General features: G+C 62.9%; 15 protein-coding genes. 4 read left to right on the top strand and 11 right to left on the bottom strand.

The features are described 5' to 3' along the window. Positions 1-90: 90 nt before the first annotated feature. A complete protein-coding gene (locus tag ATY75_RS18010; RefSeq protein WP_064838619.1) occupies positions 91-645 on the bottom strand; it encodes an alpha/beta hydrolase in 555 nt (184 codons plus the stop codon). Positions 646-822: 177 nt separating this feature from the next. Here ATY75_RS18010 and ATY75_RS18015 point away from each other — a divergent pair, with 177 nt between their 5' ends. Both ATY75_RS18015 and ATY75_RS18020 read left to right on the top strand, forming a co-directional pair. Next, the gene (locus ATY75_RS18015) at positions 823-1,626 is read left to right on the top strand and encodes a DUF2189 domain-containing protein (protein ID WP_064838618.1); all 804 of its coding nucleotides are present in this window, start codon (positions 823-825) and stop codon (positions 1,624-1,626) included. Between the two features lie 127 nt (positions 1,627-1,753). Further along, positions 1,754-2,239 (top strand): low affinity iron permease family protein, encoded by a 486-nt coding sequence (locus ATY75_RS18020; RefSeq protein WP_088938629.1) that lies wholly within the window; start codon positions 1,754-1,756, stop codon positions 2,237-2,239. A gap of 204 nt (positions 2,240-2,443) precedes the next feature. Here ATY75_RS18020 and purB read toward each other — a convergent pair whose 3' ends face one another. From purB to ATY75_RS18045, 5 genes are all read right to left on the bottom strand, one after another. Next, positions 2,444-3,751 (bottom strand): adenylosuccinate lyase, encoded by a 1,308-nt coding sequence (purB, locus tag ATY75_RS18025; RefSeq protein WP_088938630.1) that lies wholly within the window; start codon positions 3,749-3,751, stop codon positions 2,444-2,446. A 124-nt stretch (positions 3,752-3,875) separates the two neighbouring features. Beyond that, positions 3,876-4,364: a hypothetical protein gene (locus tag ATY75_RS18030; RefSeq protein WP_088938631.1), complete on the bottom strand. Its 489-nt coding sequence runs from the start codon at positions 4,362-4,364 to the stop codon at positions 3,876-3,878. A gap of 89 nt (positions 4,365-4,453) precedes the next feature. Continuing rightward, the gene (locus ATY75_RS18035; protein ID WP_088938632.1) at positions 4,454-5,179 is read right to left on the bottom strand and encodes a DUF2259 domain-containing protein; all 726 of its coding nucleotides are present in this window, start codon (positions 5,177-5,179) and stop codon (positions 4,454-4,456) included. Next, entirely contained in the window at positions 5,176-5,853 is a 678-nt protein-coding gene (rpe, locus tag ATY75_RS18040; protein ID WP_088938633.1) for a ribulose-phosphate 3-epimerase, read from the bottom strand. Before rpe ends, ATY75_RS18035 begins: the two co-directional genes overlap by 4 nt. Positions 5,854-5,916: 63 nt before the next feature. After that, entirely contained in the window at positions 5,917-6,999 is a 1,083-nt protein-coding gene (locus tag ATY75_RS18045) for an ABC transporter substrate-binding protein (protein ID WP_088938634.1), read from the bottom strand. Positions 7,000-7,252: 253 nt separating this feature from the next. On the opposite strand from ATY75_RS18045, the gene ATY75_RS18050 reads away from it, so the two are divergent. Continuing rightward, positions 7,253-7,747, top strand: a complete 495-nt coding sequence (locus ATY75_RS18050; protein ID WP_088938635.1) for a flavin reductase — start codon at positions 7,253-7,255, stop codon at positions 7,745-7,747. 35 nt (positions 7,748-7,782) lie between these two features. After that, on the top strand, positions 7,783-8,103 hold the full coding sequence (locus tag ATY75_RS18055; RefSeq protein ID WP_064838610.1) for a TfoX/Sxy family protein: 321 nt from the start codon (positions 7,783-7,785) through the stop codon (positions 8,101-8,103). Here ATY75_RS18055 and ATY75_RS18060 read toward each other — a convergent pair. The 5 genes from ATY75_RS18060 to ATY75_RS18080 form a co-directional block, all read right to left on the bottom strand. Beyond that, positions 8,073-8,522, bottom strand: a complete 450-nt coding sequence (locus ATY75_RS18060) for an NUDIX domain-containing protein (RefSeq protein ID WP_088938636.1) — start codon at positions 8,520-8,522, stop codon at positions 8,073-8,075. The two genes, ATY75_RS18055 and ATY75_RS18060, sit on opposite strands and share 31 nt — an antisense overlap. A 5-nt stretch (positions 8,523-8,527) precedes the next feature. After that, positions 8,528-10,045 carry a DEAD/DEAH box helicase gene (locus ATY75_RS18065; RefSeq protein ID WP_088938637.1) on the bottom strand — a complete coding sequence of 506 codons (1,518 nt, stop codon included), beginning with the start codon at positions 10,043-10,045 and terminating at the stop codon, positions 8,528-8,530. A gap of 157 nt (positions 10,046-10,202) precedes the next feature. Further along, the gene (locus ATY75_RS18070) at positions 10,203-11,522 is read right to left on the bottom strand and encodes a peptidoglycan DD-metalloendopeptidase family protein (protein ID WP_065092363.1); all 1,320 of its coding nucleotides are present in this window, start codon (positions 11,520-11,522) and stop codon (positions 10,203-10,205) included. 106 nt (positions 11,523-11,628) lie between these two features. Continuing rightward, positions 11,629-12,456 carry a ferritin-like domain-containing protein gene (locus tag ATY75_RS18075; RefSeq protein ID WP_064838606.1) on the bottom strand — a complete coding sequence of 276 codons (828 nt, stop codon included), beginning with the start codon at positions 12,454-12,456 and terminating at the stop codon, positions 11,629-11,631. Then, positions 12,453-12,926 (bottom strand): peroxiredoxin, encoded by a 474-nt coding sequence (locus ATY75_RS18080; protein ID WP_012557791.1) that lies wholly within the window; start codon positions 12,924-12,926, stop codon positions 12,453-12,455. Before ATY75_RS18080 ends, ATY75_RS18075 begins: the two co-directional genes overlap by 4 nt. Between the last annotated feature and the right edge of the window lie 18 nt (positions 12,927-12,944).

The raw sequence follows: 12,944 nt of genomic DNA on the forward strand, positions 1-12,944 counted from the left end.
TTAATTCATCTCGGTGCAGTCTGCTGTCATTCCATTAAGAAAGACTTAGAAAGCATTCGCTTAATTAACGAGAAAGCCGGTTTTACCTGATCAGGCGGAGAGCCGGCTGAGAAACTGGGCAAAGACCATCGTGCCCTCGGGCCAGGGACCGTGACCGGAATCGGCATTGATATGGCCTGCCTCGCCGGCATCGACGAGGAAGGAGCCCCAGCTGCTGGCGATATCGTCGGCATGTTCGTAGCTGCCGAACGGATCGTTGCGGCTCGCCACCGTGATCGACGGGAAGGGCAGCGGATCGCGCGGATAGGGGCCGAAGGTCATCAGGTGCTTCGGCCGGATGTCGGGATTGGCGACATCGGGCGGGGCGACGAAGAAGGCGCCCGCCACCGGCTTGCGGAAATGCGGGATGGCATGCACAGTCGAGGCCACGCCCAGCGAATGGGCGATGAGAACGACCGGGCGTGTCGAGGCGTTGACCTCCTCGGCGATACGGGCGATCCAGTCCTCTCGGACCGGTTTAGTCCATTCGGCCTGTTCGACGCGCCGCGCCGTGCTGAGCTTTGCCTCCCAGCGGCTCTGCCAGTGGCCAGGGCCGGAATTGGTGTAGCCGGGGATGATGAGGATATCTGCGTCTGAGGCTTTCATAGTGCCGCCGATGTGAGAAGGCTTGCCCGCGATGTCAAGAGGGGATGTGAAGGGAGAGAGCGACACGGCCGTTTTGGTTTGCTATATTGCTCCAGTGCCGGTTGCGGATTTCGTGTCGGCTTGCCCGCCGATTGCGTGTCCGCCGCCGACCAGGTCTCGGCTGAGGAGGAGAAAGCCATGGCGGCATTTCATGTCATGACGGGTGCAGGCGAAAACTTCGCGCGGCCCGTTGTCAATCGCATCGGTATCGCCGACGTCTTCGACGCGCTGAAGCGCGGTTACGACGATTTCATGGAGAAACCGTCCCACTACGTGTTCCTGTGCCTGATGTACCCGATTGCCGGCGTCTTCCTGACATTGTGGACATCCGGCGCCAATCTTTTGCCGATGGTCTTTCCGCTGATGGCAGGTTTCGTGCTGATCGGCCCGATCGCAGCGATCGGCCTCTATGAGATCAGCCGCCGGCGCGAGGCCGGCGTTGACACCTCGTGGACGCATGCGCTCGAGGTGCGCCATTCGCCGGCGCTGCCGTCGATCGTCGCGGTCGGGCTGATGCTTTGCGGCCTTTTCGTCGTCTGGCTGGTGACGGCGCAGACGCTCTACAGCAATCTGCTCGGCGAAGTATTTCCCCGCAGCATGGCGGATTTCTTCCGCCAGGTCTTCGGCACGCCCGAAGGCATGCAGCTGATCATCTGGGGCAATCTGATCGGCTTCGTCTTCGCGCTCGTCGTGCTGGCGACGACCGTCATCACCTTTCCGCTGTTGCTCGACCGCGATGTCGGCGCGGTGGCCGCCGTCGTCGCCTCGATCCGCGCGACGATCGCCAATCCGGTGCCAGTGCTGCTCTGGGGCCTGATCGTCGCAACCCTGCTCGTCATCGGCACGATCCCGGTCTTTGCCGGGCTTGCGCTCGTCATTCCCATCCTCGGCCATGCGACCTGGCATCTTTATCGTAAGCTGATTGCGCGGGAAGCCGCGTAGTCAAACATTTCCGGGGATCTCGAACTCTCGTGATCCCCGGGGGGTAAGCTTCGCCAGTTCCCGGAACCTCGAGACCTCTCGCCGCGTTATTTGTGACCGGCTTTTTGGGAGGATTTCAGAGGTGTCGATGAAGCATCTGTTTGCCCGCTTCGCAACCAAGGTCTCGGAATGGGCGGGCAAACCCATTGTCTTCATCCTGGCGCTCATCGCCGTCATCATCTGGGCGGCACTCGGTCCCTTCTTCGATTATTCGGAAACCTGGCAGTTGGTCATCAACACCGGCACGACGATCATCACCTTCCTGATGGTCTTCGTGCTGCAGAACGCCCAGACGCGCGACACCAGGGCGATCCAGGCCAAACTCAACGAAATCATCCTGACGAGCCATGCCGAGAACCGCTTCATCGGCATCGAGAATCTCGACGAGGAGGAGCTGAAGCGTCTTGACGAGCTGGTCGCCAAGGCTGCCAAGGGCAGGGGCGAGACGGAGGCTTGCAGGACGGTGGAGGCGGAGACAGTGCAGGCGATGCCGTCGAAAAAGACCGAGGTGCGCAAACGCCCGGTGAACGCCAAAGCCTCGAAGGGGAAACAACGGCCGCTTGAGAAGAACTAAATACAGTCCGCAATCACATAGAAAGGCGGCCCTGCAGGGTGACGCCAGATTGCTAATGCACGTCGTCCGGAAGTGTGCGGCGGTTCCAGGTAACGAATGCATAAAAACAATGAGCTAAAACAATGCCTACCGGATCTATTGCCGTTGATTTGCGGCAGATCCTCGGCACAAGGCCGAGGATGACGTCGAAAGGTTGGGAATCTCTCAAGCGTTTTTGAAGACGCGGCGAAAAATCGTGTCGACATGTTTCGTATGATAGCCGAGGTCGAATTTTTCGCGGATGTCCTCTTCCGACAACGCTGCGCGCACCTCCGAATCCGCCAGCAGTTCCTCCAGAAAATCCTTGCCCTGTTCCCAGACCTTCATGGCGTTGCGCTGTACCAGACGATAGGCATCTTCGCGGGAGGCGCCGGCCTGGGTTAGTGCCAGGAGGACGCGCTGGGAGTGGACGAGGCCGCGGAATTTGTTGAGGTTCTTCTCCATATTCTCGGGGTAGACCAGCAGCTTTTCGATGACGCCGGCAAGGCGGGCGAGGGCGAAATCGAGGGTGACGGTCGCATCGGGGCCGATCATGCGTTCGACGGAGGAGTGGGAGATATCGCGCTCGTGCCAGAGGGCGACGTTTTCCATGGCCGGCAAGGCGTAGGAGCGGACCATGCGGGCGAGGCCGGTGAGGTTTTCGGTCAGCACCGGGTTGCGCTTGTGCGGCATGGCCGAGGAGCCCTTCTGGCCGGGCGAGAAATATTCTTCCGCTTCCAGAACCTCGGTGCGCTGCAGGTGGCGGATTTCGGTCGCCAGGCGCTCGATCGACGAGGCGACGACGCCGAGGGTGGCGAAATACATGGCGTGGCGGTCGCGGGGGATGACCTGGGTCGAGACCGGCTCGGCCTTGAGGCCAAGCGCTTCGGCGACATGTTCCTCGACGCGCGGGTCGATATTGGCGAAGGTACCGACGGCGCCCGAGATGGCGCAGGTCGCGACTTCCTCGCGGGCGGCAACGAGGCGCTGGCGGCAGCGTTCGAATTCGGCATAGGCAAGCGCCAGCTTGACGCCGAAGGTTGTGGGCTCGGCGTGAATGCCGTGCGAACGGCCGATGGTGACGGTGTCCTTATGTTCGAAGGCACGGGTTTTCAGCGCTGCGAGCAGGCGGTCGATATCGGCGATGAGGATATCGGTGGCGCGCACCAGCTGGACGTTGAAGCAGGTGTCGAGCACGTCCGATGAGGTCATGCCCTGGTGGACGAAACGTGCATCGGGGCCGACGATCTCGGCGAGATGGGTGAGAAAGGCGATGACGTCATGCTTGGTGACGGCCTCGATTTCGTCGATGCGGGCGACGTCGAAGGTGGCCGCACCGCCTTTTTCCCAGATCGTCTTTGCCGCCGATTTCGGGATGACGCCGAGCTCGGCCAGCGCGTCGCAGGCATGCGCCTCGATCTCGAACCAGATGCGGAACTTGGTTTCGGGAGACCAGATGGCGACCATTTCGGGCCGGGAGTAACGCGGGATCATGGGCGGGCTGCCTTCACTTCAAGAGGTTTAAGCGTTTCGTTTTGACGCAATTCCGGACGGAACACCGCGGGGCACTTTTCGTGGAACTGCTTTAGTGCCCCTGTAGCAAAGACGGGCGGCAATCTCAACGCATGCGTTTGGCAAGATGATAGCTGCTGACGACAAGGCAGACGAGGCCGAGCGGCAGGAAAAGGCGCAGACCGATCACCAGGAACTGGTAGACGGCGCTGATGCTGGTGAAGACGAACTGAAAAGCCCAGACGAAACTGCCGAAGGGCGCATGCCAGCGGGAATAGAAGAGCCGGTATTCCATGGCGAAGAGAAAGGCCGTCATGGCGATCGTCGCTGCCGTCAGGGTCACGAAGAAGGCGGCAAAACGCGCTTCCGGCGGCCTGTCATGCGCGAAGAAGCGGGCGACCGGCAGGGCGAAGGGCCAGGCAAACAGGCCGCCGGCGAAATAAAGTGCGGCGACCTCGGTAAGCCGGCTCGTCTGCAGGCCGTTGCGGAGGTAAAGGCCGAGCATGGCGGAGGCGAGCATCTGCATGCCCCAGAACAGCGCGCCGGCAATCAGATCGGGGTAGGACGGCCGCGCAGCGCGCAGACGATCCCTCATCGGGCGATTTGTCCTAGGCCGGTCCGGGCTCGGTCGAACTGTGCTGGAGTGATCCGGGCTCGGGCCATCCATCCCTGGGCGATCCGGGCTCAGGGATGAACCGGAACGGCTATCCAGCGTCCGTTCCGGTCGGCGTCGAAGGCGAGGATCAAGGCGATGTGAACCTGGTCTCCGGCTTCCGGCTGATAGACCACCGCGCCGCCGATCCGGTATTCGACAGAACAGGCGCGCTCGGCCGGAACTGCCGTCGCCTGCCGCGCCGCCTGGCGGTTCGGAGCGCCCTGTTTCTCGATCATCTGCAGGCTGAAACCGAGGACCCGCTTGTCGACTGCTGCGCAATCCTTCGGCGTCGCCACCGGTATCTCGCTGAGCGCCAGCGTATAAGGTGACTTCGGCGGGCCATCGGTCGCAAGCGTGGTGTAACGGATGGTCTTCGAGGGGGAGCCGAGTTCGGTCGGCGGATTGAACGCGGCGATCAGGCCGGGATTGGTCAAGAGATCGTACTTATCCATCTGGCTGCGCGCCGCCGTCAGGTTTTGCCGCCGCGCCTTGGAAAGATTGGCGTCCTTCTCGGTCATCTCCGTGCGGAAGGGCGTGCCCTCGATATACTGGCCGTTTTCGGTGTCGACGAAATAGGTGTTGGAGTAGGGAGCGCCGCCTTCCTCCTTGATGCCGAACTCCTGAAATCCGAACACTTTGCCATCGGCGGAAAAGCCGATCGGCTGGATATTGGCGATGTCGCCCGCCAGTGACAGGCCGGGCAGGCCGGCCAATGCGGCGGCAAGCATGCCGCCGATGATCAGACTCTTTGTCACGTTTGTGCCCCTTCGGCTGCCTGACGCAGATCGGCGACGGTCCGGCGATAATCCTCGACCGTGGCGCCCTTGAAAATTGCCGAGCCGGCGACCAGGACGTTGGCGCCGGCGCGGGCGATTGCCGGCGCTGTTTCCACCGTGACGCCGCCGTCGACCTCGAGTTCGATCGGCCGGTCACCGATGAGTGACTTCGCGGCTGCGATCTTCGCCGCCATTGCCGGAATGAACTTCTGCCCGCCGAAGCCGGGATTGACCGACATGATCAGGATGAGGTCGACATCGTCGAGCACGTTTTCGATGGCGCTGAGCGGGGTCGCCGGATTGAGCGTCACCCCGACCTTCTTGCCGAGATTGCGGATGGTCTGCAACGAGCGGTGCAGATGCGGCCCGGCTTCGGCATGGACGGTGATGCGGTCGCAGCCGGCCTTGGCGAAGGCTTCGAGATAGTCGTCGACCGGCGAGATCATCAGATGGCAGTCGAAGGTGGCCGAGGTATAGGAGCGCAGCGATTTGATGACATCGGGGCCGAAGGAGATGTTCGGCACGAAATGCCCGTCCATCACGTCGAGATGGATCCAGTCGGCGCCGGCGGCCGTGACGTTGCGCACCTCCTCGCCGAGCCTGGCGAAATCCGCCGCGAGGATCGAGGGGGCAATGCGAATGGGCAGCGTCATCAAGTTTTACTCCCTGTGGGCCGCCATTTGAGCGCGGCCTCCGATTTCAAGACTGGCGGCCGCTCACTCCGTCGGCGCGGCAGGTGGAAAAAAGCCGTTGCCCCGCCATTCGAGCAGGCGGTAGGCGTTCTGCGCAAGTTCGTGCGCGGCGGTGAAGGCGATGGGGCCGACCGGCGTCTGGAACGTCGTGCCGACAAGCGACGCCTGGAGAGGCTTGCCGGCCGCAGCGGCGGCTTCCCCGGCCTGGCCGGCAATCAGCGCTGCCGCGAGCGACGGCAGGACATAGCCTTCCGGCTCGATGCCCTTGGCGCCGAGCGCCTCGGCCGCCGCCGTGCCTTCGGGCAGAAGCGCATATTCCGGCAGGGCAACGGCGCGCACGCCGGGCGCGAGCGGCAGCGGCTGGTCGGCCGCACGCATGGCATCGCCGCCGAGAATGGAGAGCGGGATGTTTTCCGCCTTGGCGTCGCGGGCGATGATGGCGACATCGTTGCGGTCGCCGCCGATGAAGACCCTGGTGGCGCCGGCGCGTTTCAGCCGGCGGACCAGGGCAACCTGCTGCTCCTGTCCCGGGCGATAGGTATCGGTAAAGACCGGCTTCAGGCCGTTCTGCTCCAGCGCATTGCGCACCGCTTCCGTCAGTTCACGGCCATGGATGGTGCCGTCCTCGATCAACGCGATCGGATCGGCGGCCCAGTCCTTGAGGATCACTTCGTTGACCTTTGCCGCTTCGGTGCCATCGGCGGGCGCGAGACGAAAGAGCGGCCAGCCGTTTTTCAGCGCATCCTCCATCAGGATGCGGGAGCGAACCGAGACGGTGATGGCGGCAATGCCGGCGTCTTTCAGCTTCGGCAGCGCGCCTTCCAGCGTCTCGCTACAGAGGAAGCCGATCGCGACCTGCGCTTTGGCAGCGACCAGCGCATCGGCAACCGCAGCACCGCTATTGTCCTCACAGGTCTCGTTAATGGCGACGAGGGTGTTTCCTGATCGCTGGATCTCGAAACCGGCGCCAGCGGCAATCTGGGCGCCGAGCAAAGCGAGCGAACCGTTCTGAGGGGCGACGACGCCAATCGTCACGCCCTCCGCATGGCCTGGTGCCGCCGCTCCCAGCAGCGCCAGAAAGGCTGCTATGCCACGCAGGTTGATCATGAAAGGCGGAGATCCCCTAGCCATCGTCCATGCCCTTTTATCCGCAAGGCCGCGATCGTCAAAGAAAAACAAGCGTGCCGCAGTGCTTTTCACCGGTCCTATTGTAGAAAAGGTAACCGATGCTCGCCATATTGGCGCGATAGAAAGTCGAACTGCAGCGCGGGGCGGCCTTTCGGTGACGCAAAGGACGCTGCAGCACTTTGCATTGCTGCTAATTGTATGCAGTCGGCAGCAGAGCGCACGGGAGAAGCAGGTGTTGAACAGGCAGCATATCGACCCCGGTCTTTATCGAGACGCCATGAGCCGTTATGCCGGCCATGTGCAACTCGTAACGACGGCGCTGGGCGAGTTGCGCCGCGGCGTCACCATCACCGCCGCCTGCTCGGTCTCGGATAATCCAGCCTCCGTGCTGGTCTGCCTCAACAACACCAATCCGAAAAACGAAATCTTCTTCCGCAGCGGCGTCTTCGTGCTGAACACGCTCGGCGCCCATCATCAGGGCGTTGCCGACGCCTTTTCCGGACGGACCTCGCTTGCCGATGACGAGCGTTTCGCCAGCGCCCGCTTCGAGACGCTGGTCACCGGCGCGCCGGTGCTCGCCGATGCGCTCGCCGCCTTCGATTGCCGGGTGACCGACATCAAGGAAATGCCGACGCATAATGTCATCTTCGGCGAGGTCGCGGCCGTGCGCTTCAGCGAAAAGCATCCGGCGCTCATCTATATGAACCGGGATTATCACGCGCTGTGATGGCCTCCACGGCCGGGATTTCGAGGGAATAGCGAATGGACAATGCCGGCATCGAGGAAATGTTTCAGGGGCTCGGCCCGGTCACGATCAAGCGTATGTTCGGCGGCAAGGGCATCTATCATCTCGGCCGCATCGTTGCGCTCGAAGTGCGGGACGAGATGCTGCTGAAGGCCGACGAGACCAGCGCCCCGGAGTTTGCCGCCGCCGGCGCCACGCAATGGAGCTACGAGGGCAAGAAGGGCAAGCCGGTAAAGATGCCCTACTGGTCGATCCCCGACGAGGCCTATGACGATCCCGATCTGATGGCGAAATGGGTGCGGCTTGCCTACGAGGCGTCGCTGCGCGCCGATAGCTGACCGCGTTCGGCAGTCGGCAAGGCTGCGATCGCCGCCTTGGTAAAGGCCGAGAGCGGTTGCGGCAAATCCGTCAGCGGAAACCAGCCGAAATCGGAAAGCTTGTCCGGCTCGGTCAATTGCGGCTCGCCTTCGACGTCGCGAGCGAGATAGAGAAGTGAAATCCAGTGCTGGCGGTCGGTGTCGATGATCTGTTCGGTCATGCCGATCCGCTCGATCCGGCCGATCCTGAGGCCGGTTTCTTCCTCAGCCTCGCGGCGCGCGGCTTGCTCGGCCGGCTCCATATGATCGACTTTGCCGCCGACGATATTCCAGTAGCCGGCTTCCGGTGGGCGCACGCGCTTGTAGAGAAGAACCTTGGCGTCGCGCAGAATGACCAGGCCGACGCCGAAGCCCGGAAAATCGAGACCGGGCTTAGCCATGGCGATCAGATCTTGGCGCTGCCGGCGATGAGCATGAAGGCGGGGATATCGTCGCCGAAGCCGACCGGGGTGGGGCCGTCATCGTGGTCGCGATGGCGGCGGCGGTCGCGGCTGTCATCGTTTGCCGGATAAGGCCGGCTGTTACGCGCATTGTTTTGCGGCTTCTGCTCTGCTCTGCGCTCGTTCTTCACGATGTCGGCCTTTACTGGTGCTGCCTGGATCACTTGGACGTCATTATCCTGGATGTCGTTATCAGATTTATGACCGGTGGCGCTGCGATTGCCGCGTCCGCGACTACGATCTCTCTCGCCGCGTTCACCCTTTGCGCCACGCTCGCGGCTGTTGCGCCGCGGGCGGTCGCTGTCGGCGCTTTCTTCTGCCGGCGGCAGAGAGCTCACATCGCCGCTCAGCCATTCGACTTTTTCGCCGATCAGCTTTTCGATCGCATCAACGAATTTGCTGTCGCGCTTGGTGACCAGCGTGAAGGCGGCACCCGAGCGGCCGGCACGGCCGGTGCGGCCGATGCGGTGGACGTAATCCTCGGAATGGATCGGCACGTCGAAATTGAAGACGTGGCTGACATCGGGAATGTCGAGGCCGCGGGCGGCGACGTCTGAGGCAACCAGCAGCTGGAGATTGCCGTCACGGAAGCTCTGCAGTGTCATCGTGCGGGAGCGCTGGTCCATATCGCCATGCAGGGCGCCGACGGAAAAGCCGTGGCGTTCCAGCGACCGGAAGAGATCGGCAACATCCTTCTTGCGGTTGCAGAAGATGATGGCGTTCTTGAGTTCGGTCTGGGCGCGGACGAGATCACGCAGAACGGCGCGCTTCTCGTAATCCTTGCTGTGCGAGGCGACGAAGCGCTGCGTCACGGTCTTTGCGGCCGAGGCGGGCTTGGCCACTTCGATGCGCTCGGGATTCTGCAGGAAGCGGTCGGCGAGCTTCTGGATCTCCGGCGGCATGGTTGCCGAGAAGAACAGCGTCTGACGGGTGAACGGGATCATCTTGGCGATGCGCTCGATATCGGGGATGAAGCCCATGTCGAGCATGCGGTCGGCCTCGTCGATAACGAGAATCTCGACGCCGCTCATCAACAGCTTGCCGCGCTCGAAATGGTCGAGCAGGCGGCCGGGCGTGCAGATCAGCACATCGGCGCCGCGCTCGAGCTTGCGGTCCTGGTCCTCGAAGGAAACGCCGCCGATCAGAAGGGCGACGTTGAGACGGTGGTTCTTGCCGTATTTTTCGAAGTTCTCGGCAACCTGGGCGGCGAGTTCGCGCGTCGGCTCCAGAATCAGCGTACGGGGCATGCGGGCACGGGCACGGCCCTTTTCCAAAAGCGACAGCATCGGCAGAACGAAGGATGCCGTCTTGCCGGTGCCCGTCTGCGCGATGCCGCAAATGTCGCGACGCTCGAGCGCAAAGGGAATGGCTCCCGCCTGAATAGGCGTGGGTATCGTGTAGCCCGCGTCGGTAACAGCGGATAGCACTTTTTGGCTCAAGCCAAGGTCAGCGAATGTCGTCAAAGGGAAAACTGTTTCCGTTCCGGTTCGGCCGAGCTCTGAACGAGTCGGCGGGATTGCATGCCGCAATGCAGCGCGACATAGCCCCGAATGGCCGGCAAGTCAAGAAATAGAGAGGCCGCACCCCGTACAGAGTGAAGCGATGGTTACCTGATGGCAGTTACTTGAGATAGGTGGCGAGTTTAAGGCCGGCATTCATGAAATATACTGGATCGACCGCGTGGCCGTCCTGGCGCACTTCGTAGTGGAGGTGCGTCCCCGTCGAACGGCCGGTGCTGCCGGCAAGGCCGATGACGTCGCTGCGGCCGACCGTGTCGCCGATCTTGACCAGCACCTGGGACATATGGCCGTAGCGCGTCGAGATGCCGTTGCCGTGGTCGACCTCGACCATGTTGCCGTAACCGCCCGTCCAGCCGGCTGCGATGACCTTGCCCGGCGCCGAGGGGCGGATTTTCTCGCCCGGCGAGAAGCGGAAATCGATGCCGGAATGCAGCGCGAGGCGGCCGAGGAAAGGGTCGCGGCGATTGCCGAAGGGGCTGGTCACGTCCTTGCCGATAGCGGGATTGCGGAAGGGCAGGGATTCCGCGGTGCTGCGCACCGCCTCCAGCCGGGTCAGCGCGCCGTCGAGCGCTGCCAGCGAATTGTTGAAATCGTCGTTGCTTTCAGGTTCGACATAGGGGCCGCCGACGGCATCGTCGTCCTGCTTTGTCGCAGTCTCCTCAGGCACCGGAATTTTGAAACGGGTCAGCACCTTGCCGATCGCATTGGCGGCATTGCCGGCGTCGCTCGTCAACTGCTCGACGCGGTTGCGCTGGTCCTGTTCGACGCCCTTCAGCGACAGTGTCACGTTGGAGAAGATGCGGTCGGCGCGGTCGCCGACCGTCTCGGCGGAGGGCACATAGGCAAGCGTCGAATTGTCGGGCGTCGCATCGGCGGGCGCGCCGCTCGCCAGCTGTTTCTCGATCGCCTCGATGCCGCCGCCGGTCAGTGAAGCGCGCTTGTCCTTGATGTCGGGGGCAAAGGACTGGACCGGCGAAGACGGCTCGGGCAGGGCGCCGGCCTTATCCGTCAGGCCGGAGCTTTCGGCCCGGTCGAGCAGATTGTCGAGCTTGCCGTGGCGCGACGTCAGCGCCATCTGCTGTTCCATCAGCTTGTCGACCTTATCCTCGACCACCTGCTGGTCGAGAAGCTGGCGGGAGGTGATGCGGTCGACCTGGGCGCGAAGGGCGGCGATGCGGTCTTCATAGTCGTGTTGCATGCGGGCCTGGCGCGCCATCGTGGCGCCGATCAGGTCGTCGCGCAGCACGAGATAGGAGGTGGCCAGCAGGTAGCCGATCGAGAAAACGCCGACGAAACAGAAGGCTACGGCTGCCATCCACGGCCGGACCGTCATGTGGCGGACCTTGTCGCCGCTTGCGAGGATGAGGATATGTTCCTGCGCCCGCCTGCCGAATACCCGGTGCTGATGTCCGCTGTTCACGCAGGCTCTCCCGACTGATGCTCTACGCCTCTTTCGGGAAATTAGACACGTTTATGGTTAATGAATGCTTTCTTTATCGCTGTGCGCGCCAATAATATCAATGATCTCAGGCGTGGCTGATCGATGCCAGCGAGCGATAGAAGGATGGTGTCAGCCCGGCCTCGGCGCGGGCAAGATCATTGAAAGGCGGCTTCAGCGGCCCGCGGAAATTGGCGCGCACCAGCTCCTGGAAGGCTTTGGCCGGGTCGCGCTTCTCCCGCGCGCAAAGGAAGCGAAACCATTTGGCGCCGACGGCGACATGGCCTTTCTCGTCGTTGTAGATGACGTCGAGGACATCGGCACTTTCGAGGTCGCCGGTCTGGCGCATCTTTGCCTGCAGTGACGGCGTGACGTCGAGGCCGCGGGCTTCAAGAATCAGGGGCACGACGGCGAGCCTTGCCGTCAGGTCGTTGCGGGTCGAATGGGCCGCCTGCCAGAGCCCGTCATGGGCGGGGAGATCGCCGTAATCGGCGCCGAGATCGTTGAGGCGGGCGCGCACCATACGGAAATGCTTCGCCTCCTCGAAGGCAACCTGCATCCAGCCGTCGAAAAAGGAATTCGGCACCTGTTCGGTGGCAAATCGCGCAACGATATCAAGCGCCAGATCGACTGCATTGAGTTCGATATGGGCGATAGCATGGAGCAGGGCGATCCGGCCTTTCAGCGTATGCAGCGAGCGCTTTTCCACCTGGGTCGGCGGCGTCAGCACCGGCCTGTCGGGACGGCCGGGCCTCTCCGGCAGGGCCGCATCGAGCGGCGAGCGCAGCGACACCCGGCGGGCGAACCAGCGGGTGGCGCTTTCCTGCGCAAGCGCCGTTTTGCGGTCGAGATCGGCGGAGCAGATGGCATCGATGGCGCCGCCGCGCAGCGAGGTGATCGCGAGGTCGCCGGTCACGCGGCGAGATTCCGCACGGCCTCGAGCACGGTTTCGGCATGGCCCTGCACCTTCACCTTCTGCCAGATGGTGGCGATCGTGCCGTCCTGGCGGATCAGGAAGGTGGTGCGCTCGACGCCCATGAAGTTACGGCCGTACATGCTCTTTTCCTTCCAGACGCCGTAGGCCTGCAGCGTCGTCTTTTCCTCGTCCGAGGCAAGCGCCACCGAAAGACGGTGCTTTCTGATGAACTTGTCGTGACAGGCGGCCGAATCGGGCGACATGCCGATGACGGCTGCGCCCGCCGCCTCGAACTCGCTTGCCAGCGCGGTGAAAGCCAATGATTCGGCGGTGCAGCCGGTCGTATCGTCCTTGGGATAGAAGAACAGCACGAGCGGCCTGCCCTGGAATTCGGCCAGCGAGATGCGGCCGCCGCCATCGCGGGGAAGGTTGAAATCAGGAGCCGTGGCGCCGATGCCGGGAACCGCCATTGGGAAAACCTTTCTTTT

The sequence above is a fragment of the Rhizobium sp. N122 genome, from assembly GCF_002211295.1.
Lineage (GTDB): Bacteria > Pseudomonadota > Alphaproteobacteria > Rhizobiales > Rhizobiaceae > Rhizobium.